This is a genomic window from Streptomyces sp. NPDC005752, assembly GCF_040630715.1.
Taxonomy (GTDB): domain Bacteria; phylum Actinomycetota; class Actinomycetes; order Streptomycetales; family Streptomycetaceae; genus Streptomyces.
Genome location: NZ_JBEXYB010000026.1, coordinates 65,240 through 87,998 on the forward strand (window position 1 = coordinate 65,240; position 22,759 = coordinate 87,998).

Annotated in this window: 20 protein-coding genes and 1 pseudogene; 14 read left to right on the forward strand and 7 right to left on the reverse strand. The window is 70.8% G+C overall.

Annotated features, from left to right (window positions below; translation table 11 throughout):
* Nucleotides 1-55 precede the first annotated feature (55 nt).
* Nucleotides 56-850 (forward strand): VOC family protein, encoded by a 795-nt coding sequence (locus ABZ441_RS22340; RefSeq protein ID WP_358976940.1) that lies wholly within the window; start codon nucleotides 56-58, stop codon nucleotides 848-850.
* Between the two features lie 101 nt (nucleotides 851-951).
* Complete coding sequence (locus tag ABZ441_RS22345; protein ID WP_358976943.1) at nucleotides 952-1,203, forward strand: WhiB family transcriptional regulator; 252 nt, start codon at nucleotides 952-954, stop codon at nucleotides 1,201-1,203.
* 277 nt (nucleotides 1,204-1,480) lie between these two features.
* Here the strand turns inward: ABZ441_RS22345 and ABZ441_RS22350 are convergent, their stop codons facing one another.
* From ABZ441_RS22350 to ABZ441_RS22360, 3 genes are all read right to left on the reverse strand, one after another.
* Nucleotides 1,481-2,458 carry an acyl-ACP desaturase gene (locus tag ABZ441_RS22350; protein ID WP_358976946.1) on the reverse strand — a complete coding sequence of 326 codons (978 nt, stop codon included), beginning with the start codon at nucleotides 2,456-2,458 and terminating at the stop codon, nucleotides 1,481-1,483.
* Nucleotides 2,459-2,615: 157 nt separating this feature from the next.
* On the reverse strand, nucleotides 2,616-4,262 hold the full coding sequence (locus ABZ441_RS22355) for an ABC-F family ATP-binding cassette domain-containing protein (protein ID WP_358976949.1): 1,647 nt from the start codon (nucleotides 4,260-4,262) through the stop codon (nucleotides 2,616-2,618).
* Nucleotides 4,263-4,616: 354 nt separating this feature from the next.
* A complete protein-coding gene (locus ABZ441_RS22360; RefSeq protein WP_358976952.1) occupies nucleotides 4,617-5,033 on the reverse strand; it encodes an SsgA family sporulation/cell division regulator in 417 nt (138 codons plus the stop codon).
* Between the two features lie 213 nt (nucleotides 5,034-5,246).
* Here ABZ441_RS22360 and ABZ441_RS22365 point away from each other — a divergent pair, with 213 nt between their 5' ends.
* The 3 genes from ABZ441_RS22365 (at nucleotide 5,247) to ABZ441_RS22375 (ending at nucleotide 7,437) form a co-directional block, all read left to right on the forward strand.
* Nucleotides 5,247-6,302 carry an oxidoreductase gene (locus tag ABZ441_RS22365; RefSeq protein ID WP_358976955.1) on the forward strand — a complete coding sequence of 352 codons (1,056 nt, stop codon included), beginning with the start codon at nucleotides 5,247-5,249 and terminating at the stop codon, nucleotides 6,300-6,302.
* Between the two features lie 227 nt (nucleotides 6,303-6,529).
* Nucleotides 6,530-7,207, forward strand: a complete 678-nt coding sequence (locus ABZ441_RS22370; protein WP_358976958.1) for an endonuclease V — start codon at nucleotides 6,530-6,532, stop codon at nucleotides 7,205-7,207.
* Between the two features lie 107 nt (nucleotides 7,208-7,314).
* On the forward strand, nucleotides 7,315-7,437 hold the full coding sequence (locus ABZ441_RS22375; RefSeq protein ID WP_358976961.1) for a hypothetical protein: 123 nt from the start codon (nucleotides 7,315-7,317) through the stop codon (nucleotides 7,435-7,437).
* A gap of 26 nt (nucleotides 7,438-7,463) precedes the next feature.
* On the opposite strand, the gene ABZ441_RS22380 is transcribed toward ABZ441_RS22375, so the two are convergent.
* On the reverse strand, nucleotides 7,464-8,654 hold the full coding sequence (locus tag ABZ441_RS22380) for a saccharopine dehydrogenase NADP-binding domain-containing protein (RefSeq protein ID WP_358976964.1): 1,191 nt from the start codon (nucleotides 8,652-8,654) through the stop codon (nucleotides 7,464-7,466).
* Between the two features lie 203 nt (nucleotides 8,655-8,857).
* Here ABZ441_RS22380 and ABZ441_RS22385 point away from each other — a divergent pair, with 203 nt between their 5' ends.
* The 5 genes and pseudogenes from ABZ441_RS22385 (at nucleotide 8,858) to ABZ441_RS22405 (ending at nucleotide 14,845) form a co-directional block, all read left to right on the forward strand.
* A complete protein-coding gene (locus tag ABZ441_RS22385) occupies nucleotides 8,858-10,009 on the forward strand; it encodes a CaiB/BaiF CoA-transferase family protein (protein WP_358976968.1) in 1,152 nt (383 codons plus the stop codon).
* Between the two features lie 98 nt (nucleotides 10,010-10,107).
* Nucleotides 10,108-10,242 (forward strand): annotated as a pseudogene (locus ABZ441_RS22390) (LLM class F420-dependent oxidoreductase); the annotation flags it as partial.
* Nucleotide 10,243: 1 nt separating this feature from the next.
* Nucleotides 10,244-11,386, forward strand: a complete 1,143-nt coding sequence (locus tag ABZ441_RS22395; protein WP_358976971.1) for an acyl-CoA dehydrogenase family protein — start codon at nucleotides 10,244-10,246, stop codon at nucleotides 11,384-11,386.
* 37 nt (nucleotides 11,387-11,423) lie between these two features.
* Nucleotides 11,424-12,638: an acetyl-CoA C-acetyltransferase gene (locus ABZ441_RS22400; RefSeq protein WP_358976974.1), complete on the forward strand. Its 1,215-nt coding sequence runs from the start codon at nucleotides 11,424-11,426 to the stop codon at nucleotides 12,636-12,638.
* A gap of 35 nt (nucleotides 12,639-12,673) precedes the next feature.
* Nucleotides 12,674-14,845, forward strand: a complete 2,172-nt coding sequence (locus ABZ441_RS22405) for a 3-hydroxyacyl-CoA dehydrogenase NAD-binding domain-containing protein (protein WP_358976977.1) — start codon at nucleotides 12,674-12,676, stop codon at nucleotides 14,843-14,845.
* Between the two features lie 21 nt (nucleotides 14,846-14,866).
* Here the strand turns inward: ABZ441_RS22405 and ABZ441_RS22410 are convergent, their stop codons facing one another.
* The gene (locus ABZ441_RS22410; RefSeq protein ID WP_358976980.1) at nucleotides 14,867-15,607 is read right to left on the reverse strand and encodes a MerR family transcriptional regulator; all 741 of its coding nucleotides are present in this window, start codon (nucleotides 15,605-15,607) and stop codon (nucleotides 14,867-14,869) included.
* A gap of 496 nt (nucleotides 15,608-16,103) precedes the next feature.
* Here ABZ441_RS22410 and ABZ441_RS22415 point away from each other — a divergent pair, with 496 nt between their 5' ends.
* Together ABZ441_RS22415 and ABZ441_RS22420 are read left to right on the forward strand one after the other, a co-directional pair.
* Nucleotides 16,104-16,580, forward strand: coding sequence for a macro domain-containing protein (locus ABZ441_RS22415; RefSeq protein ID WP_358976984.1), 477 nt, complete (start codon nucleotides 16,104-16,106; stop codon nucleotides 16,578-16,580).
* Between the two features lie 188 nt (nucleotides 16,581-16,768).
* Nucleotides 16,769-17,401 carry a TetR/AcrR family transcriptional regulator gene (locus ABZ441_RS22420; protein ID WP_358976988.1) on the forward strand — a complete coding sequence of 211 codons (633 nt, stop codon included), beginning with the start codon at nucleotides 16,769-16,771 and terminating at the stop codon, nucleotides 17,399-17,401.
* 119 nt (nucleotides 17,402-17,520) lie between these two features.
* Here the strand turns inward: ABZ441_RS22420 and ABZ441_RS22425 are convergent, their stop codons facing one another.
* Nucleotides 17,521-18,399 (reverse strand): oxygenase MpaB family protein, encoded by an 879-nt coding sequence (locus ABZ441_RS22425; RefSeq protein ID WP_358976991.1) that lies wholly within the window; start codon nucleotides 18,397-18,399, stop codon nucleotides 17,521-17,523.
* A 431-nt stretch (nucleotides 18,400-18,830) separates the two neighbouring features.
* Here ABZ441_RS22425 and ABZ441_RS22430 point away from each other — a divergent pair, with 431 nt between their 5' ends.
* Nucleotides 18,831-19,706 carry an oxygenase MpaB family protein gene (locus tag ABZ441_RS22430; protein WP_358976994.1) on the forward strand — a complete coding sequence of 292 codons (876 nt, stop codon included), beginning with the start codon at nucleotides 18,831-18,833 and terminating at the stop codon, nucleotides 19,704-19,706.
* Nucleotides 19,707-19,730: 24 nt separating this feature from the next.
* Here the strand turns inward: ABZ441_RS22430 and ABZ441_RS22435 are convergent, their stop codons facing one another.
* A complete protein-coding gene (locus ABZ441_RS22435) occupies nucleotides 19,731-20,777 on the reverse strand; it encodes a LacI family DNA-binding transcriptional regulator (protein WP_358976997.1) in 1,047 nt (348 codons plus the stop codon).
* A gap of 240 nt (nucleotides 20,778-21,017) precedes the next feature.
* Between ABZ441_RS22435 and ABZ441_RS22440 the strand changes: the two genes are divergently transcribed.
* Nucleotides 21,018-22,757, forward strand: coding sequence for a BCCT family transporter (locus ABZ441_RS22440; protein WP_358977000.1), 1,740 nt, complete (start codon nucleotides 21,018-21,020; stop codon nucleotides 22,755-22,757).
* Nucleotides 22,758-22,759 lie beyond the last annotated feature (2 nt).

Here is a 22,759-nt window from a genome sequence, read left to right on the forward strand (position 1 = left end):
ATCTCCATCTCCGACAAGACGAGCGGGACCACGGGACCCGCCGAAGGAGCACACCATGCTCGACCCGGCTTTTGTCACCGGCGACCCCAACTGGATCGACCTCGGGACCCCCGACATCGACACGGCCACGACCTTCTACAACGGTCTCTTCGGCTGGGATCTGGTCCCCGGCGGCCCGGAGACCGGTGGCTACGGGACGTACCAGCTGCGGGGCAGGACGGTCGCGGGGGTCATGACCGTGCCGGAGGACCAGGGACAGCCCGCCTGGTCGGTCTACTTCCAGACCCCCGACGCGGACGCCACGGCGCGGACGGTCGAGCAGGCCGGAGGTTCGGCCGCGTTCCCTCCGATGGACGTGCTCGACTACGGGCGCATGGGCGGCTTCACGGACAGTCTCGGCGCGTACTTCGGCGTGTGGCAGCCCGGGACCAACCCCGGACTCGGAATGATCATGGAGAACGGCGCACTGATCTGGTCCGAGCTGTACACGCCGGACGTCCCCGCGGCGGCCGCGTTCTTCCACACCGTCTTCGGGTGGCAGACCGACATCATGTCCCTCCCCGGCGGTCCCTACACGATGATCCGGCCCGCCGGGAGTGAGGGAGTCGAGTCCTTCTTCGGAGGGATCCAGCCCCTCGACGCGGTACCCAGCCAGACCGGTGCCGGGCCCCACTGGCTGCCGTACTTCGCCGTGGACGACACGGACGCGGTGGCCGCCGGTGTGGAACGGCTGGGCGGACGGGTGACCATGGCTGCCGTGGACCTTCCCGAGGTCGGCCGCATCGCCACCTTCACCGACCCGGCCGGTGCCGCCTTCGCGGTGATCAAGCCCCTGATGCGGCAGGACTGACCCGCCGGACCGGGCCTGCCGGGAGCGAGGAGTCCGCTGTCGGCCCGGCCGTTCAACGGTCGTTGATCACTTGTTTATCGCGACCGGGCACCGTGTGCCCCATGCCGATCAACACCATGACCGACGAACTCCTATGGCGGGAGACCGCGCTGTGCGCGCAGGCCGGGCCCGAGTTCTTCTTCCCGGCGCCGGGCAGCTCCACCCGCGAGGCCAAGCAACTGTGCAACGCCTGCGAGGGCCGGGTGGCGTGCCTGGAGTACGCACTCGCCCACGACGAGCGCTTCGGAGTCTGGGGCGGTATGTCGGAGAAGGAACGGGACCGGCTGCGGAGAAGCCGGTCCGGCCGGCGCTGAGCGCGGGGGCTTCCCGTCCGGCCTTCCGACCGGGCCGACCTCGCTGTCGGGCGGTCCGGAAGGTCTCGCCGTACGGCCTGCCACACCAGGGGCTTCTTCGGACCGAGACCGCCCTCGAGCAGGAACACGCGCTGCGCGGTGCCGATCCGGGGCGTGTCCCGGTGCACCTCGCGGGCCCTGATCGCCGACCGGCTCTCGTCGGGGGAGGCGTGCGTATAGGCCGTCCGGCCGGGGCGGGGAGCGGATCCCGATCCCGGCCGGACGGATTACGGGCGGGTCAGCCCTGGTTGGCCCGGGCCGCCAGGCGGGCCTTGCGGGCCGCCAGCTTCTCGTCGAACTTCGACGCCTCGCTGTCCAGGCCGCTCATGTACAGCCCGAGCTCCTCCTGCGCCTTGAGGCCCTCCGGGCCGAGGCCGTCGATGTCGAGGACCTTCAGGTACCGCAGGACGGGCTGGATCACGTCGTCGTGGTGGATGCGCATGTTGTAGATCTCGCCGATGGCCATCTGCGCTGCGGCCCGCTCGAAGCCGGGCATGCCGTGCCCGGGCATGCGGAAGTTGACGACCACGTCGCGGACGGACTGCATCGTGAGGTCCGGGGCCAGGTCGAAGGCCGCGCCCAGCAGGTTGCGGTAGAAGACCATGTGCAGGTTCTCGTCCGTCGCGATCCGGGCCAGCATCCGGTCGCACACCGGGTCGCCCGACTGGTGGCCGGTGTTGCGGTGCGAGACGCGGGTCGCGAGCTCCTGGAACGCGACGTACGCCACTGAGTGCAGCATCGAGTGGCGGTTGTCGGACTCGAAGCCCTCCGCCATGTGCGCCATGCGGAACTGCTCCAGCTTGTCCGGGTCCACGGCGCGGGAGGTGAGCAGGTAGTCGCGCATCACGATGCCGTGCCGGCCCTCCTCCGCGGTCCAGCGGTGCACCCAGGTGCCCCAGGCGCCGTCGCGGCCGAAGAGCGAGGCGATCTCGTGGTGGTAGCTGGGGAGGTTGTCCTCGGTCAGCAGGTTCACGACGAGGGCGATGCGACCGATGTCGGTGACCTTGGACTGGCTGGTCTCCCACGCCTCGCCGTCCTCGAAGACACCCGGGAAGTTCCGGCCGTCGGAGAACGGTACGTACTCGTGGGGCATCCAGTCCTTGGCGACCTTGAGATGGCGGTTGAGTTCCTTCTCCACCACCTCTTCCAGCGCGTACAGCAGCTGGGCGTCTGTCCACGCCTTCGAACTTCCCAGATGGGGAGAGGTGATCGTCACGGGGGGCTCCTGGGGACGGGAGAAATATACCTACGGCTTCGTAGGTTACGTGACCGTAGGTTAAGGCGGCAGTAAGGCCATCGCCAAGCCCGCTCCTCGTGGCGCCTGCTCACTGACGGTTATCCGTGCAGGTCAAAGGTACACGCCGGGGGACAAGTCAGGCGTTCCGCGCCCCGATTCCCGGTAGCTCTCCGGGGGTGACGTCCCGGAGCCCTTCCGCGTCCAGGAGCAACCAGCGGGTGATCCCCAGCGACTTCAGGAACGGCGTGTCGTGGCTCGCCACGATGAGCGCGCCCTCGAAGGCCTCCAGCGCCGAGGTCAGGCGGCGGACACCGGACAGGTCGAGGCTGTTCGTCGGCTCGTCCAGCATCAGCAGCCGGGGAGCGGGCTCGGTGAGCAGCAGCGCTGCCAGTGTGGCCCGGAAGCGCTCACCGCCCGAGAGGGCGTCGGCCGGCCGGTCCGCACGCGCGCCCTTGAAGAGGAAGTGCGCCAGCCTCGCCCGGACGGCGTTGCCGGTGGCGCCCGGCGCGACGCGCGCCACGTTCTCCACCAGGGACATCGCACCGTCGAGGACGTCGAGACGCTGCGGCAGGAAGCCCACCGGCACCTGCGCCGCCGCCTCGCCCGACACCGGATCGAGCTCGCCTGCGATGGTCCGCAGGAGCGTCGTCTTCCCTGCGCCGTTACGGCCGACCAGCGCGATCCGCTCAGGGCCGCGCAGGTCCCATTCACCCCGCACCCGCACCCCGTGAGCGAGTACGAGATCGCGGAGCACCAGCACGCCGCGACCCGGATGCACCCGGGTGTGCGGCAGCTCGATCCTGATGACCTCGTCGTCCCGCACCGCGTCGACCGCCTCGTCGAGACGTTCCTCGGCGTCCGCCAGCCGCTCCGTGTGCATGATGCGGTGTTTGCCGGCCGACTCCTGGGCGGTGCGCTTGCGCAGGTTCATCACGGCCTTCGGCTCGCGCTTGGTGTCCCACATCTTCTGCCCGTACCGCTTCCGCCGGGCCAGCTTGACGTGCGCGTCGGCGAGTTCGCGCTTCTGCCGCCGTACGTCGGCCTCCGCGACCCGCACCATCCGCCCGGCCGCCTCCTGCTCCACGGCCAGCGCCTCCTCGTACGCGGAGAGGTTCCCGCCGTACCAGGTGACCGCGCCGTCGCGGAGATCCGCGATCCGGTCCACCCGCTCCAGCAGTGCCCGGTCGTGGCTCACCACGACCAGCACACCCGTCCAGGCGTCCACCGCCTCGTACAGCCGTTCGCGGGCGTACACATCGAGGTTGTTGGTCGGTTCGTCCAGGAGCAGCACGGACGGGCGTGCCAGCAGCAGTGCCGCCAGACGCAGCAGCACGCACTCGCCGCCGGACAGCTCGCCGATGGTGCGGTCGAGGCCGATGCCGGACATGCCGAGCTGGTCGAGCACGGCGCGGGCGCGTTCCTCGACGTCCCAGTCGTCCCCGACCGCGGCGAAGTGCTCCTCGCGGGCGTCGCCCGCCTCGATGGCGAGCAGCGCCGCCCGTGCGCTCGCCACTCCCAGGACCTCGTCCACCCGCAGAGCGGTGTCCAGGACGAGGTCCTGGGGGAGGTGGCCGAGATCGCCGGCCGTTCCGATGTGTCCGGCGGTCGGGTTGAGTTCACCGGCGATCAGACGCAACAGGGTTGACTTGCCGCAGCCGTTGAGCCCGATGAGCCCGGTTCGGCCGGGGCCCACGGCCAGTTGGAAGCCGTCGAAGACCTCGCTCCCGTCCGGCCAGGCGAACGAGAGGGAGGAGCAGAGGATATGGGTCGAGGATGCAAGCACAGGGGCCTCCCTGATGCGTCGGGAAAAGCACGGAGAACGGCTCGGACATCGGGGTGGGTCACGCAGGGCACACGCGCCTCGGGGCGCGCGGCACGGCCGGCGGACACCTCAGATGTGGAGCAACGTCCTTCTCCGATCCGACGACGACAGGGACACCGGTGACGCTACGAGAGGCCGCCCCGCGACGCAACCGAATTCGGGCCGTGCGGGCGACGTCGGGTGAGGCGGCCGTACGCGGACCCGCCGGCCGCGGCCCGCCAGGAGGACGCGCTGCGCGACGCGGTCGGCCGCGCCCCGTGCCGCCCCGGCTGGTGCCCTCGGCCCGGCACCGTGCTGACGGTCAGGAGGTACAGCTCAGGAGGACCCGCCCAGCAGGTCCGTCAGATCGTCGTCCAGATCCAGGAAGAGGGATTCGTCCCCCGCCGGGACCAGTTCCTGCGCCCGCTTCAGGAAGCGGCGCAGATCGGACGTCCGCACATGCACCATCGCGATGCCCTCGATCGCGTGGAACTCCAGGACCGTACGGTCGTAGCCGAACGGCCGTACCCGGACGTCGCCGACGCCGGCGGGTGCGTCCATGCCCGTGGCGAGCAACTCCCGGGAGAACTCCCAGGAAACCTCGGTGCCTTCGAGGGTCGCGGGCGCCGGGAACGCCATGCGGACGGCGAACGGGTCCTCGCGGTCGTAGTGCAGAGTGGCGGGCAGGGTCTCCATACGCGGTGCGGACGCGACCATACGTGCCTGCACGGACTGCTCGATAACGCTGGACAAGACCTGCTCCCTCTCGCCTCGGACGAACGGTTCCCGGCATTGGAGTAGACGACGGAACGTCTCGATCCGTGCACTGCCGGGCAGCGTGAGCTGCGTCACCGCTCCACCCCTCTCCGGTCAACTGCCCCGTTTCGCGCGGCGCACCCTGGACGGCCGTCCACCGGTGGGTTAGCTTCCAGCGCCATGAGGGCCATGGGGAAGATGAGAAGGCTGATGGCACCGGTGCTGTGCGGTGCCGCGGTGACCGCCGCACTGGTCGCACCGCAGGCGCAGGCCGCGCCGGGCGGGCACCCGGACCGGGACCCGGGGTGGGCGCTCACCGCCACGGGTACGAACGCGCGCTTCCGAGGCCTTGCGGCGGTGGACCACGACGCCGCCTGGGTCGCGGGCGCCGGGGGCACGGTGCTGCGCACCACGGACGGTGGGCGCCACTGGCGCGACGTCTCGCCGGCCGGTGCGGCCGGGCTGGAGTTCCGTGACATCGAGGCCTTCGACCGACGGCGGGCCGTGGCGCTGTCCATCGGTGAGGGTGAGGCGTCCCGGGTCTTCCGCACCGGTGACGGCGGCACGACCTGGTCCGAGTCCTTCCGCAACACCGACGTCCGGGCCTTCTACGACTGTCTGACCTTCTTCGACCACCGTCACGGTCTGGCGATGAGCGACCCGGTCGACGGGAGGTTCCGCATCCTGTCGACCTCGGACGGTGGACGGAGCTGGCGGGTGCTGCCCGCCGCCGGGATGCCCGAGGCGCAGCCCGGCGAGGCCGGTTTCGCAGCGAGCGGCCAGTGCCTCGTCAGCTCGGGGACGCGGGACGTCTGGCTCGCCACCGGCGGCGCGGCGACCGCCCGGGTGCTCCACTCCGGTGACCGTGGTCTGAACTGGACGCAAGCCGCGTCGCGCGTCCCCGCGGGGGATCCGGCACGTGGGGTGTTCGGCCTCGCCTTCCGCGACCGTACGCACGGCATCGCGGTCGGTGGCGACTACCGGGCGGACCAGGCGTCGCCGGAGGCCGCGGCCGTGACCGGTGACGGCGGCCGGAGCTGGCGGAGCGCGGACGCCCCGCCGCCGGCCTACCGGTCCGGCGTCGCATGGCTGCCGCACAGCCGGTGGTCGGCGCTCGCGGTGGGGCCGTCCGGAACCGATGTCACGCGGAACGGCGGCCGGACGTGGCGGACCGTGGACACCGGCTCGTACGACTCGGTCGACTGCGCCTCGGACGGCGGCTGCTGGGCCGCAGGTGAGAAGGGCAGGGTCGCGCGGCTGCGGTAGCGGCCCCTCGGTATCGGACACGTGGTGCCCGCCCGTCCCCCCTGCCGGGCTCACGGGCCCGGCAGGGGGCGGGCGAGATGCCGGTGACCCGCGGACCGGCCGGGCCAGGACGGGCCGGAAGGCAAATCAGTGGTGTGCGGCCCGCCCAGGGCGGCCGGGCGAACATGATCGCCCGGCCGCCGGGCGGACATGATCGCCAGGCCGGCGAGCTCCTAGACTGACCGGCCATGACCACTTTCCGGATGCCCGCCGACGAGGCCGAAGCCCGCGCCGTACAGGACGCGTTGCGCGCACGGGTGGTGCTGGACGAGCCGGGGCCGCCGCCGGGCACCGGCCGGGTCACCGGAGTCGATGTCGCCTACGACGACGAGCGGGACCTCGTCGTCGCGGCGGCCGTCGTCCTGGACGCGGCGACCCTGGAGGTGGTCGCCGAGTCCACCGCCGACGGCCGTGTGACGTTTCCGTATGTGCCCGGGCTCCTCGCCTTCCGTGAGATCCCGGCCGTCCTGGCCGCGCTCGAGGGCCTGCCGGTGGACCCCGGGCTCGTCGTCTGTGACGGCTACGGGCGGGCCCACCCGCGCAGGTTCGGTCTCGCCAGCCATCTCGGCGTGCTCACCGGCCTGCCGGTCATCGGCGTCGCCAAGAACCCTTTCACCTTCCGCTACGAGCAGCCCGGGCCCCGGCGCGGGGACTTCACCCCGCTCATGGACGGTGGCGAGGAAGTGGGGCGGGCCCTGCGCACGCGGGACGACACGAAACCCGTCTTCGTCTCCGTCGGTCACCGCACCGGCCTGGACAACGCGTGCGCCCACACCCTCGCGCTGACCCGCGGCTTCCGTCAGCCCGAGACCACGCGAAGGGCTGACGCCCTGTGCCGGTCCGCTCTCCGGGAGGCCACCGGCTGACCGGGGCCAGACCCGGTGATCTGTTGCCAACTGAGTACACATACGGATGTTCCTCGTCGAACATCAGGGGCAGGCTGGTACACATGATCGACCACCACACTCCTCAGTTGAGCACCGGAACCGTCCGCCTCTCCCAGCGCGGCGTCGCCGTGGGCATGACCCTGGGTGTCCTCGCAGGAGCCGCCTGGACCGTGTCCATGGTTGTCACGCTGGCGTCCTGGATGCTCTGACCGCCGGTAGGCCGTCCTCCCGGGTTTCAGCGCACCGCGGCGACCCGGAAGCGCAGCCCGGCCGCGGTCAGGCGCTCCAACAGCGCATCGCCCATCGCCACGGCCGTCGTGACCTGACCCGACGTCGCCGGCAGCTCGTCGAGTGCGAGCGCCAGAGCCGCCTCCGCCAGCATCTTCGCCGTCTCGCCGTAGCCGGGGTCGCCGCCCGAGACCTCCGTGTAGACGCGGCGGCCGCCGCCCTCACCGACGAAGCGGACCGTGAACCAGCTCCGCCTCCTGCGCGCCTCGCCGGGACCCGTGCCCGGCTCGACCCGCGCCGACAGCCACTGCCGCGCGGCCGGGATCTGGGCGGCCCCCGCCAGCAGGCCCATCGCCGCCGTGCCGCCGAGCGCCATGGGCAGGTGCTTCACCGAGGCGAAGTGCCGATAGCGGAAGTCGGGGCCGTAGCGCTCCAGCCCACGCGCGGACCGCTCCACCACGCGGGGGTCCAGGGTCGGCAGCGGCAGCGCCCAGGTGCCGGTCTCCGGGCTGAAGTGCGGTGCCCCCTGCGGGGCGCGGGCGCGTCGGCCGACCAGTCGGGGTTCGTGAAGACGCCGTTCGCGCGCGGCCCGCGCCATCTGCGGGCCACGGCCCATCGCGGTGAGCGCCGAGGCGAACGTGCCGCCGGAGAAGGCGGCGTTGGTGCGGACGTAGCCGTCGACGGTCAGCGGAACACCCTCGGGAAGTTGCCGGACCGTGAAGTAGGCGCCGAGGTCGTGGGGCACGGAGTCGAAGCCGCAGGCGTGCACGAGGCGGGACCCCGTCTCGCGTGCCCGGCCGTCGTGCTCCAGGTACATCCGGTCGACGAACTCCGCCTCCCCGGTGAGGTCGGCGTAGTCGGTCCCGGCCTCCGCGCAGGCGGCTACCAGCTTCTCGCCGTACCAGACGTACGGTCCGACGGTCGACGCCACCACGTGAGCGGAACCGGCCAGTTCGCGCAGGGAACCGGCGTCGTCCGCGTCGGCCGTCAGCAGCGGCAGTTCCGCGCAGTGCGGGTTCTGCGCGGCGAGGCGATCGCGCAGCTCCGCCAGTTTGCCTCGGCTGCGGCCGGCCAGGGCCCATCGGCAGCCTACCGGGGCGTGTGCGGCGAGATATTCGGCCGTGAGCGCGCCCACGAAGCCGGTGGCCCCGAAAAGGACCACGTCATAAGGGCGTTCTGCCCCGTTCTGCCTGTTCATGAGTGCCTCCGCGGGGCCCGGCGTCGATGTAGCAGCCAGAGGGTAGCGGAGGCGTTCGTGGCGCTGCGCGGCCGGGAGGGTCTCCGTGCGAGAGGATCCGGGGAAGAGCTAAGCGCTTGCTCGGCCAAAAGGGTTGTGCGGAGCGCGGTCCGTTCTTAGCATCATCGATGTTACATCAGTTGTGTCACACCGCTGGGGGCTTGATGACAACGACAGGACACGGGTCGCAGGGCCCGCTGACCGGAGTGCGCGTCGTCGAACTGGCGGGCATCGGCCCGGGGCCGTTCGCCGCCATGCTCCTCGCCGACCTCGGTGCCGACGTCGTGCGCGTCGACCGGCCCGGGGGCTCGGTGATCGGTATCGAGCCCGCCTTCGACCTGACCAACCGCAACAAGCGGTCGGTCCTCGTCGATCTGAAGGCGGAGGACGGAGCAGGGCAGGTGCTCGACCTCGTCGAGCGTGCCGACATCCTCGTCGAGGGCTACCGGCCCGGCGTGGCCGAACGCCTCGGCGTGGGCCCCGACGCCTGCCTGGAACGCAACCCGCGTCTGGTCTACGGACGGATGACCGGCTGGGGCCAGGACGGGCCGCTGGCCGAACGCGCGGGGCACGACATCGGATACATCGCCCTCACCGGCACCCTTTCGATGATCGGCAGATCCGGCGAACCACCCACGGTGCCCGCCAATCTGGTCGGCGACTACGCGGGCGGCTCGCTCTACCTCGTCGTCGGTGTGCTCGCCGCCCTCCAGCACGCCCGCACACCCGGCGGAAGCGGACAGGTCGTCGACGCGGCCATCGTGGACGGCGCGGCCCACCTCGCCACGATGATCCACGGCATGCTGGCAGCCGGCAGCTGGCAGGACCGGCGCGGCTCCAACCTCCTCGACGGCGGCTGCCCCTTCTACGGCTCCTACGAGACCTCCGACGGCCGGTACATGGCGGTCGGAGCCCTGGAGCCGCGCTTCTACGCAGAGTTCGCCGAGCTCCTCGGACTCGGGGAGGATGCCCCCGACCGCAACGACCCCGGACGCTGGGAAGAGCTGCGCGCCCTCGTCGCCGACCGGTTCGGCACCCGTACGCGCGCCGAGTGGACCGAGATCTTCGAGGGGACGGACGCCTGCGTGGCCCCCGTCCTCTCGCTCCGTGAGGCACCCCGCCACCCCCACCTGGTCGCCCGCTCCACCTACGTGGAGCACGGCGGCCTCACCCAGCCCGCGCCCGCACCCCGCTTCTCGGCGACCCCCGTCTCCGTGCGCAGCGCACCCGCGCTGCCCGGAGCGGACACCGGGGCCGTCGCCGCGGACTGGGGCCTGCCGGGCCTGCTGACCACCGGGAAGGAAACCACCGGCTGATGGAACTCTCCCTACCGCCGAACTACACGGGCGATCCGCGCGCGGCCTGCGACGAGGTCGCCGGACTCGAGCCCGCCGGCCTCGACGCCGTCCGGGTCGGCCGCGAAGGGTACGTACGTGACCGCATCGAGGCCTTCCGTGAGGCCGGAGTCACCATGCTCGACGTCACGCCCGTCGGCCCGGAGCCGGCGCGGCTGATCTCCACCGTCAAGAACTGGCTCCAGGGGGCTTGAAGTGCAGCGGCAGATCTTCACCGAAGAGCACGACGCGTTCCGCGGGACCGTCCGCACCTTCCTGGCCAAGGAAGTCCTCCCGCACTACGAGCAGTGGGAGAGGGACGGCATCGTCTCGCGTGAGGCCTGGCTCGCGGCCGGCCGCCAGGGGCTGCTCGGCCTCGCCGTCCCCGAGGAGTACGGCGGCGGGGGCAACGCCGACTTCCGCTACAGCGCCGTACTCGCCGAGGAGTTCACCCGGGCCGGGGTCTCCGGGCTCGCGCTCGGCCTGCACAACGACATCATCGGCCCCTACCTCACCGGTCTCGGCACCGAGGAGCAGAAGCGGCGCTGGCTGCCCGGTTTCTGCAGCGGCGAGACCATCACCGCCATCGCCATGACCGAACCCGGCGCGGGCTCCGACCTCCAGGGCATCCGCACCTCGGCCGAGGACAAGGGCGATCACTGGCTGCTCAACGGCTCGAAGACCTTCATCTCCAACGGCATCCTCGCCGACCTCGTGATCGTCGTCGCGAAGACCTCACCGGAGGGCGGCGCGAAGGGCCTCTCGCTGCTCGTCGTCGAGCGCGGCGCCGAAGGCTTCGAGCGGGGCCGGAACCTCGACAAGATCGGGCAGAAGTCCCAGGACACCGCCGAGCTGTTCTTCGACGACGTACGCGTCCCCAAGGAGAACCTCCTCGGCGAGCCCGACGGCGCCTTCATCCACCTCATGACCAACCTGGCCCAGGAGCGGATGGGCATAGCGGTCGCCGGGATCGCCGCCGCCGAACACCTCCTGGAGATCACCACCCGGTACGTCAAGGAGCGCGAGGCCTTCGGGCGCCCGCTCTCGAAGCTGCAGCACATCCGCTTCGAGATCGCCGAGATGGCCACCGAGTGTGCCGTCACACGCAGCTTCCTCGACCGCTGCATCGTCGACCACTCCGAGGGGACGCTCGACGCCGTGCACGCGTCGATGGCCAAGTGGTGGGCCACCGAACTGCAGAAGCGCGTCGCCGACCGCTGCCTCCAGCTCCACGGCGGATACGGATACATGACGGACTACCAGGTCGCCAAAGCCTTCACCGACGGCCGCATCCAGACCATCTACGGCGGGACGACCGAGATCATGAAGGAGATCATCGGCCGTTCGCTGCTCGCCTGACCTCCCCGCCCAGCACCGACCCCGAAAGGCAGCTGCCTTGAGTACCGAAGCATTCGTCTACGACGCGATCCGCACCCCGCGCGGCCGCGGCAAGGCCAACGGCGCCCTGCACGGCACCAAGCCGATCGACCTCGTCGTCGGCCTCATCCACGAGATGCAGGGCCGTTTCCCGGACCTCGACCCCGCAGCCATCGACGACATCGTCCTCGGAGTGGTCAGCCCGCTCGGGGACCAGGGCTCCGACATCGCCCGTATCGCCGCGGTCGCGGCCGGACTCCCGGACTCCGTGGCGGGCGTACAGGAGAACCGCTTCTGTGCCTCCGGCCTCGAAGCGGTCAACCTCGCCGCCGCGAAGGTGCGTGCGGGCTGGGAGGACCTCGTCCTCGCCGGCGGCGTCGAATCCATGTCCCGTGTGCCGATGGGCTCCGACGGCGGCGCCTGGGCCATGGACCCCATGACCAACTTCGAGACCGGCTTCGCCCCGCAGGGCATCGGCGCCGACCTCATCGCCACGATCGAGGGCTTCTCGCGCCGCGATGTCGACGAGTACGCCGCCCTGTCCCAGGAACGCGCCGCCACGGCCTGGAAGGAGGAGCGCTTCGCCCGTTCCGTCGTCCCCGTCCGGGACCGCAACGGCCTGCTCGTCCTCGACCACGACGAGCACATGCGCCCCGGTACGACCGCCGACTCCCTCGCCACCCTCAAGCCCTCGTTCGCCACGATCGGCGAGATGGGCGGCTTCGACGCCGTGGCCCTCCAGAAGTACCACTGGGTCGAGAAGATCGACCACGTCCACCACGCGGGCAACTCCTCAGGGATCGTCGACGGAGCCGCCCTCGTCGCCATCGGTTCCAGGGAGACCGGCGAGCGCTACGGACTCACGCCGCGCGCCAGGATCGTCTCCGCGGCCGTCTCCGGATCCGAGCCGACCATCATGCTCACCGGCCCCGCCCCCGCCACCCGCAAGGCGTTGGCCAAGGCCGGACTCACCATCGGCGACATCGACCTCGTCGAGATCAACGAGGCCTTCGCCGGAGTCGTGCTGCGCTTCGTCCGGGACATGGACCTCTCGCTCGACAAGGTCAACGTCAACGGCGGCGCCATCGCCCTCGGCCACCCGCTCGGCGCGACCGGCGCGATGATCCTCGGCACGCTCGTCGACGAACTGGAGCGGCAGGACAAGCGCTACGGGCTCGCCACCCTCTGCGTCGGCGGCGGCATGGGCGTCGCCACCGTCATCGAGCGTCTCTGACCGTCCCGGCCACCCCTGCTTACGGAGAAATCGCAATGACCGAGAGCACCACCATCCGCTGGGAACAGGACGAGACCGGCGTCGTCACCCTCGTACTGGACGACCCCGACCAGTCCGCCAACACGATGAACCAGGGCTTCAAGGACTCCATCGCGGCCGTCGCCGAACGCGCCGAGGCCGAGAAGGACTCCATCCGGGGCATCATCTACACCTCCGCCAAGAAGACCTTCTTCGCGGGCGGCGATCTCAAGGACATGATCAGGATCGGTCCTGAGAACGCCCAGGCGGCGTTCGACGCCGGAACCGCCATCAAGAAGTCGCTGCGCCGCATCGAGACCCTCGGCAAGCCGGTCGTCGCCGCCGTCAACGGCGCCGCGCTCGGCGGCGGCTACGAGATCGCGCTCGCCGCGCACCACCGGATCGCCCTGGACGCCCCCGGTTCCCGTATCGGCCTGCCCGAGGTCACCCTCGGTCTGCTGCCCGCAGGCGGCGGAGTCACCCGCACCGTGCGGCTGATGGGCATCGCGGACGCCCTGCTGAAGGTCCTCCTCCAGGGCACGCAGTACACCCCGCGGCGGGCCCTGGAGAACGGCCTCGTCCACGAGGTCGCCGCGACCCGCGAGGAGATGCTCGACAAGGCCCGCGCCTTCATCGACGCCAACCCCGAGTCCCAGCAGCCGTGGGACGTCAAGGGCTACCGCATCCCCGGCGGCACCCCGTCGAACCCGAAGTTCGCGGCCAACCTGCCCGCCTTCCCCGCCAACCTGAGGAAGCAGCTCGCCGGCGCCCCGATGCCCGCGCCCCGCAACATCCTGGCCGCCGCCGTCGAGGGGGCGCAGGTCGACTTCGAGACCGCGCAGACCATCGAGGCGCGCTACTTCACCGAACTGGTCACCGGCCAGGTCGCGAAGAACATGATCCAGGCCTTCTTCTTCGACCTCCAGGCCGTCAACTCCGGCGCCAGCCGCCCGTCCGGTGTCCAGGAGCGCCAGGTCCGCAAGGTCGCAGTCCTCGGCGCCGGGATGATGGGCGCGGGCATCGCCTACTCCTGCGCCCGCGCCGGCATCGACGTCGTCCTCAAGGACGTCTCCACGGAAGCGGCCGCCAAGGGCAAGGCCTACAGCGAGAAGCTCCTCGCCAAGGCGCTCTCCCGGGGCCGTACCACCGAGGCGAAGCGCGACGAACTGCTGGCCCGCATCACCCCGACCGGGGACGCGGCAGACCTCGCGGGCTGCGACGCCGTGATCGAGGCGGTCTTCGAGGACACCGCGCTGAAGCACAAGGTGTTCCAGGAGATCCAGGACGTCGTCGACCCCGACGCCCTGCTCTGCTCCAACACCTCGACGCTGCCCATCACCGTGCTCGCCGAAGGCGTCAGCAGGCCGGCGGACTTCATCGGGCTGCACTTCTTCTCGCCCGTCGACAAGATGCCGCTCGTCGAGATCATCAAGGGCGAGAAGACCGGGGACGAGGCCCTGGCACGCGCCTTCGACCTGGTGCGGCGGATCAGGAAGACCCCGATCGTCGTCAACGACTCGCGCGGCTTCTTCACCTCACGGGTCATCGGCCACTTCATCAACGAAGGCGTCGCGATGGTCGGCGAGGGTGTCGAGCCCGCGTCGGTCGAGCAGGCGGCGGCGCAGGCCGGCTACCCGGCCAAGGTGCTCTCCCTCATGGACGAGCTGACGCTCACCCTGCCCCGCAAGATCCGCAACGAGACCCGGCGCGCCGTCGAGGAGGCGGGCGGCACCTGGGCCACGCACCCCGCGGACGGGGTCATCGACCGCATGGTCGACGAGTTCGGACGTCCCGGCCGCAGCGGGGGAGCGGGCTTCTACGAGTACGGCGAGGACGGCAGCCGGGGTGCGCTCTGGCCTGGCCTGCGCGAGCACTTCACGAAGCCCGGCACCGAGGTGCCCTTCGAGGACATGAAGGAGCGGATGCTCTTCTCCGAGGCACTGGACAGCGTCCGCTGTCTGGAGGAGAACGTCCTGATGACCGTGGCCGACGCCAACATCGGCTCCATCATGGGCATCGGCTTCCCCGCCTGGACCGGCGGCGTGCTCCAGTACATCAACGGGTACGAGGGCGGTCTGCCCGGCTTCGTGGCGCGCGCCCGGCAGCTCGCCGAGCGCTACGGCGACCGCTTCCTGCCGTCCGCGCTGCTGCTGGAGAAGGCGGAGAAGGGCGAGACCTTCCACGACTGACGGCGCCCTCGCGGGCCGCGTTCACCGCTCCTCGCTCGCGGTGAACGCGGCCCCCAGCTCCTCCTTCAGCGACCGCTGGAAGGCGGTCAGCAACGCCTGGAGCACCATCGGCTGCATGTGGGCCGAGAGCGACTTCATCGCCTTCACGTGTTCCGGGTCCGACTCCCGCTCGCGGTAGGGGTTCCACACCTCGTCCCGGAACAGCCGGGTCAGCTCGTGGGCGGCCGAACGGGTGTGCTCCAGCAGGACCGTGCGCGCGGCCAGGATCGTCTCGTGCGCGATGGGCACGTCCAGGAGCTCCACCCCGAGCCGCAACAGGCCCGGATCCACCAGGAACGGCCCCCCGGGCCCCGTGGGGTGCTCCAGCACTCCCATGGCCGCCAGCCGGTCCACGTCCTGCCCGCTGAGGGGCCGGCCCGCCCGCCGCTCCAGCTCGGCGCGCTCCATGTCCTCGGCCGAGTCAGGCGCCCAGGAGGCGACCAGGGCGCGGTGGATCGCCAGATCCTGCGCGCTCAGGTCGGACGGCAGCTGCTGGAGGTAGCGCTCGATGGCGGCCAGCGTCATCCCCTGGTGCTGGAGTTCCTCGATGAGGGCCAGCCGGGAGAGGTGGTCGTGCCCGTAGTGCCCGACGCGCCGGGGGCCGATCACCGGAGGCGGCAGCAGGCCTCTGGTGCTGTAGAAGCGCACGGTGCGCACGGTGACGCCCGCGCGCGCCGCCAGTTCGTCGACGGTCAGCGTCGGTTCGTCCGTCCCGGTCGCCATGTCCACTCCTCGTTGCCGGCGCACCGCTGCTGCCGGTGCTCGCATCCGTACGTGCTTCCGCGTGTGTCCCGATCAGGTGCAACAGTATTGCTGTCTCACCACTGTTGTGAAAGTGTCCGGCAGCATCGAAGCGCAGTCCCACCCCCGGCACGGACCGCATCGGTCCGGCCGAACGGACACGAGCCGGCCGTGATCACGATCCTGCGGTTTCCCACCGAACCCGGTCAACTCACGCTCGCCCCGCTGCTGCTGCGCAACGCCGAGGACCACGGTGATCTCCCCGCCCTCCTCGCGCCCGGCGGGCACCGGTGGGGAGGACGGCGGACGGGCCACCCTCGCCCGGCGGGACGTACTCCACGCAACGGCCGCGCCGGCCGCCGGTCACCGCGCCCCGGAGTGCAACGCGGCGAACATGGTTGCTTGCCGGCACCGTCGGCGTGTTCACCCGGAACCCGCTACGAGCATCGATGTCAGTGGCGGCCCGTACGGTGAAGGCATGTCGGGGATCACGTATGTGCAGGGGGACGCCACCGCTCCCCGGGGCAAGGGCGTCAAGCTGATCGTGCACGTCTGCAACGACCTGGGCGGCTGGGGCAAGGGTTTCGTCCTCGCCCTGTCCCGCCGCTGGCCGGAGCCCGAATCCGCCTACCGCCGCTGGCACCGGGAGCGCGCGGACAACGACTTCGCGCTGGGCGCGGCGCAGTTCGTCCAGGTCGACCGGTACACCTGGGTGGCGAACGTGGTGGGTCAGCGGGGGATACGCACGGGCAGCAAGGGTGTTCCGGTGCGCTACGAGGCGATCGACGAGGGGCTGCGCAAGGTGGCGGTGCGGGCCGAGGAGCTGGGTGCGTCGGTCCACATGCCGAGGATCGGTTGCGGGCTGGCGGGCGGCACCTGGTCGCGGGTCGAACCTCTCGTGGCCGAGCGGCTGGTGAGCCGGGGCGTCGAGGTGACGGTGTACGACTTCGGGTGAGGGCCGCCACGCGGAGCACCCCCGGGGCGGCGGCGAGGGCGCCCCCGGAGGCAGGGCGCCCCGCGGGTGCACCCGAGGTCTCAGCCCCGTGCACCTGTGCCCCCGCCTGAAGTTACAAAGATACGACTTGGGTAACACTGTGGCGCCGTCGATATGGTTGAGTGGTGACGACGGACGGGAGAAGGGCCATGGCGGCACCGGGTACCAACGAGGCTCTGCTGGCCGAGGCGCTCGTCGGGACGCCTCCCTCCGACGCGCTGAGCGAACAGATCCTGGACGCGGCACGCGAACAGTTCATGACCTTCGGGCTGCGCCGCTCGACCGTCGACGACGTGGCCAAGCGCGCCAAGGTCTCGCGCGTCACCGTGTACCGCCGGATCGGCAACAAGGACAGCCTGGTGTCCGCCTGCCTGCTGCGGGAGTACCGCAGATTCGTCGTGGACGTGGACGAGGCGGCGGCCGCGCTGCCGACCATCGAGGACCGGCTCGTCGCGGGCTTCGTCGCCGTCCTGAAGCACATTCGCGAGCACCCGCTGGTGGGAGGGCTGCTGAGGCTGGAGCCGGAGATCATGCTCCCCTTCCTCACACTGGAGAGCGGCCCCGCCTTCCTTGCGATGCGCGGATATCTGGCCGACCGCCTCCGCCACGCCCAGCGCGCCGAAGGCCGGCCGGAGACGGACCCGACACCGGTCGCCGAACTCATGGTGCGGATCACCGTCTCCTTCCTCCTCAACCCGGTGAGCTGCTTCGAGCTCGACGACGACGAACAGGTGCGGGCCTTCGCCCGCCGCTATCTGGTGCCGCTGCTCAGCGCCGGGTGACGGACTTCAGGACCGGGCGTGAAGCCTCCTGCCCAGTTCGGCCGCCCGGGCGGCTCTCCCCGGGGCGTCGCGGCGCGGACGTCCTTGATGCCGTGCACCGCACGGTCCGTACGAGGGCGTCATGACTTCTCCGTCGGCAGGGGTTCGAGGGGCCGGCTCTGCGCCCAGTGCGGACCGAGGTCGTCGAGCCGGTATCCGAAGGGGTAGCTCCGGGGCCGTGGGCGGGAGGGCATCCACCGGGGCCGCGCGGGCAGCAGCTGTACGCCGCGCGACCGGGCGCGCAGCACGCGTACGGCCGCGGCCCGCGCCCACCACGGCTGTTCCGGGAAACCCAGCGCCCTCAGTAACGGCTCGTCCAGCAGGGCGAGCGAGAACCTGGCCACCAGGGGGCGCAGCGGGGCCGGGTACCAGGCGGCCATGACCCGGAAGGTGGCGTTGGCGACACGACGGTTGGCCGGGTCGTAGGCGAACATCCGGCCCTCGTAGGAGTCGAGCAGCTCCTCGAAGCCCTCGTAGGTGTCGGGGGCGCCCTCGATGCCCATCATGTCCGCCATCCGGCGCCCCACCTCGGCCAGTGCTCCCGCCTCCTGTGCGCACAGTGGCCGCCATCCGAACCGGTCGATCCAGCGCTTGGGCCCGACGACCGTGGTGGCCAGTACGTAGAGGAAGTCCTCGTTCGGGATGCGGTACCTGCCGTGGATCCGGTTGAGGTGGCGGGCCGCGGTCCGGGCGCGCTCCGAGTCGAAGCCTTCGGCCGCCATCTCGTATCCGAACAGGACGGTGTCGTCGTAGCGTTTCTGGCCGTTGCGCTCGAACTCCTGGGTGCGGTCGAGCAGTACCGAGATCCTGGGGACCCCGTAGTCGCGCAGGAAGGCGACGGCGATGCCCTGCCGGTAGTCCCACGGGAACTCGTACTGGGACATCAGCCGGAGTATCTCGGCGCAGTCGCGGGCGGGGTCCATCCTGCGGATCTCTTGCAGTCGGCTGTAGCGGCCCATGGCGTGGGACCTCCTCGGTGGATGTGGGGGCCGTTCAGGCAGATCGGGAGGGACGACGTGCGCGCCGACTCGGATGCGCGGGGGTGTCGGCGTCGATGGCGGGGTTCCGGACGGATACCGCACCAGTCGTTCGCCGTGGTCCACAGGACCTTGACCCTTCCGCCTCCGGATGGCGGCTGGTGGATGGCGGTCCTCTCAACTCGCCAGCTTCATAGAGCATTTGACGGGCTCCTCGCGCCCCGAGAGTCAAAGTTACAAATACTATTGACTTGTTTCACGGGGTGCGTCAACACTGGCGGCACAGATTCGAAGAGGGAGCCCGCGCAGGTCCCGGGACTCCTGCGGATCGCCGGCGCGTCAGCGATCGCATACTGGAACACAGACGGCCCGGGCACCGGCCCGAGCACCCACCGAACCTTGGGGGCACCCGCATGACCAGCGCAGGAGAACCCGCGCCGCCCCCGCCCGGCGGTGTGCTGTGGAGTCTCGCCGGCGACATCCGGGGACTCCTCATGCTGCCCGCCGCCCTCACCCTCCAGGTGGCCCACCCGGCCGTCGGTGCCGGTGTCGACGAGCACTCGGTCTTCCGCACGGACCCCTGGGGGCGGGGTGAGCGGTCCCTCAGTTCCCTCCAGCTCTGGGTGTACGGGGGAGAGGCCGCCGCGGAGGAGGGCCGCAGGCTCAGGAAGCTGCATCGCACGATCCAGGGAACCGACACCCGGGGCCGCCGGTACCACGCGCTCACGCCGGCGAACTACGCATGGGTGCACGCCACGGGCTTCCCCGTCTACCAGCACGCGGCGCGCTATCTGGTCCGCCCTCTCACCGGCGCACAGGAACGGGCCCTGTACGGGGAATGGCTCCAGGTCGGCAGGATCCTCGGCATCCACGACCGGGACATGCCGCAGACGATCGAGGACTTCTGGCCCTACTACCGGAAGATGCTGGCCGACGAGGTGGAGGCCACCGTCGTCGTGCGGGAGCTGGTCGCCTCGGACACCTCCGTGCCGCCCCCCGACCGCGGGCCGCTCTTCCTGAGGCTGCTCCTCAGGGCGCTGTGGCCTGTGCTCCTCCCGCCGCTGGCCCGATTCCGCAGCTTCATCACCATCGGGCTGATGCCGCCGGACGCGCGGAAGGCCATCGGGCTCGACTGGACACCGGAACAGGAGCGACGGCTGAGGCGCTTCGGCGCCGTGGTGCGGCGCGTCGTGCCTCTGCTCCCGGAGCGGCTGCGCTACCTGCCGCGGGCCAGGACGGCGCGGGCCGAGTGGCGCGCCGGCCCGCGGCGGCCCACCGGGGCGGGGTGACCCCGGCCCGGCCGCCGCGGGACGTCAGGCCGAGGCCCGGCGGACCAGCTCCGTCGGGGTGATCACGGACTCGGGCCAGGCGCCCGCGTCGCTGTTCAGGCGCTCCATCAGGAGCCGTACCATCAGCCGGCCCATGCCCTCGACGTCCTGACGGATCGTCGTCAGCGGCGGTACGGCGGCCTCCGCCACCGAGGACATGTCGTCGAATCCGACCACCGCGACGTCCTCAGGCACGCGGACACCCCTCTCGCGCAGGACCCGCAGAGCGCCCGACGCCATCAGGTCGTTGGACACGAAGACGCCGTCGAGGTCCGGATGGGTGTCCAGCAGACCCGCCATGGCCCGGGCCCCGCCCTCCGTGGTGAAGTCGCCGTCCGCGACGAGGTCCCTTCCCGCGTCCGGGAGCACGTCGTGATACCCGTCTATGCGGTCGAGGGCCGATGTCTGGTCCCGTGGCCCCGCGATGTGCGCGATGCGGCGCCGGCCGAGCGAGACCAGGTGGCGCACCGCTTCGCCGGCTCCGCCTCGGTTGTCGCAGTCGACGTAAGGCACCTGCGGGGCGTCCCCGCCCGCCGCGTGGCCGGGGCGGCCCCCGAAGACCGTCGGGACCCGGAACCTGCGGATGATCGCGGGCAGTTCGTCGTCCGTGTGCAGCGAGAAGGCCAGCACCCCGTCCACGTGGCCACCGGCCAGATAGCGGGTGACCCGCTCGAAGTCGCCGCTGCCCTCGACCAGGAGCAGGACCAGTTGCGCGTCGTGGGCGTTGAGTTCGCGGCTGATGCCGCGGATCTGGCGGGAGAAGAACGGGTCGGAGAAGACCCGGAACTCGGGCTCGTCGATGATCACGGCGACGGCGCCGTTGCGCCGGGTGACCAGCGTCCGTGCCGCGTGGTTCGGGACGTAACCGAGCTCCTCGACCGCCCGGCGCACCTGTTCCACCAGGGGCTGCCGTACGCCCGCCCCGCCGTTGACGACACGTGAGGCCGTCGCCCTGGACACCCCGGCGCGTGCCGCGACAGCCTCCAGGGTGGGCCGGACGTCACGCTGCGGGTCGGGGGTCGGGTCGGGCAAGAGTCGCTCCTCGTACACGCGCGTCCCGGCTGGGAACGGCTGGAACTGGCGGGTTCGGCAGAACGCCGTCAGCCTAACCGCCCGGTACGGGCAGCCGGGCAGGTGAGCGCATCGCGAGCGTGCGCCATATCAACCCGGAGACGGTCAAGCCCGAACAGCTTGTTGATCCCGCATGAGGGACACCACCTGTGGTACTGCCTACGGAGAGCCAAATTTCGCACTGCGTGAAAGGTGCCATTCGTGTCACACGACGAGCAGGATTCGGGCGGGCGGGGGGACTATCTCCCGGTGACGGCCGAACTACCCTCCGACCCGCATCACGGCCGGCGCCCCACGACCGACCGGGTGGTCTTCGGCGTCACGGCGGTGCTCACCGTCGCCTTCGTGGTCTGGGGTTCCACGGCCACCGATTCGCTGGAGAACGTCTCCAGCTCTCTGCTCACCGGACTCATCCACAACGGTGGCTGGGCCTTCATGCTGGCGGCTTCGGGTTTCGTGGTCTTCGCCCTCTGGCTCGCGATCAGCCGGTACGGGAAGATCTCGCTCGGACAGGAGGGCGAGGAGCCCGAGTTCCGTACGATCTCCTGGGTCGCGATGATGTTCAGCGCGGGCATGGGAATCGGTCTGATGTTCTACGGAGTGAGCGAGCCGCTGGCCCACTTCGTCAACCCGCCGCCGGGGACCCGTCCCGAGGACGCCGCCGAGGCGATGCAGACGGCGATGGCGACCACCCTCTTCCACTGGACCCTGCACCCCTGGGCGATCTACGCGGTCGTCGGGCTCGCCATCGCCTACAGCGCCTACCGCCGGAACAGAAGGCAGACGATCAGCTCGGTCTTCGTGCCGCTCATCGGTGAGAAGCGCGCCCACGGGACCATCGGCCGCGTCATCGACATCCTCGCCATCTTCGCGACCCTCTTCGGCTCCGCGGCCTCGCTCGGGCTCGGCGCGCTCCAGATCGGCAGTGGTTTCCAGGAGCTCAACTGGATGGAGAAGACCGGCACCGGCCTGCTGGTCGCGATCATCGCCGTGCTGACGGTCGCCTTCGTCGCCTCCGCCGTGTCCGGGGTCGAGAAGGGCATCCAGTGGCTCTCCAACATCAACATGGTGCTCGCCCTGATCCTGGTGGTCTTCGTCTTCATCGCCGGACCCACGATCATCGTGCTCGACCTGATTCCCACGTCCATCGCCGCCTACTTCGGTGACCTCGCCCAGCTCGCCGGGCGCACCGAGGCCACCGGCAAGGGAGAGGTCGCCGACTGGCTCGCCAGCTGGACGGTCTTCTACTGGGCGTGGTGGATCTCGTGGACGCCCTTCGTCGGCATGTTCATCGCCAGGATCAGCCGGGGCCGGACGATCCGTCAGTTCGTCGGCGGCGTGATCCTGGTGCCCAGCACGGTCAGCCTGGTCTGGTTCGCGGTCTTCGGCGGGTCGGCGATCAGGCTGGAGGAGTCGGGCCAGCTCAAGGGTGTCGGCACCACCCCGGAGGCACAGCTCTTCGGTGTCCTGCAGCAGTTCCCGGTCGCGACCCTCATGAGCATCCTGGTGATGGTCCTGGTCGGCATCTTCTTCGTCTCGGGTGCCGACGCGGCATCGATCGTGATGGGCACGCTCTCCCAGAAGGGCGTCCTCGAACCCGCCAAGTGGGTCGTGATCTTCTGGGGCGTCGTCACCGGCGCCGTGGCGGCGGTCATGCTGCTCATCGGTGACGGCCAGGGCGATGCTCTCGCCGGACTGCAGAACCTGACCATTCTCGTGGCCGCCCCCTTCACCATCGTGATGATCGGCATGTGCGTGTCCCTGATGAGGGACCTGCGGCACGACCCGATGATCGTCCGCAGGGAGTTCGGCGTGGAGGCAGTCGAATCCGCGGTCATCGAGGGGCACGCCAAGTACGACGGGGACTTCGAGATCCGGATCGGACCCGGCACCGCGGAGGTCACCACCGACGAACGTCACAAGCACGACCCCCCGGCCTGACC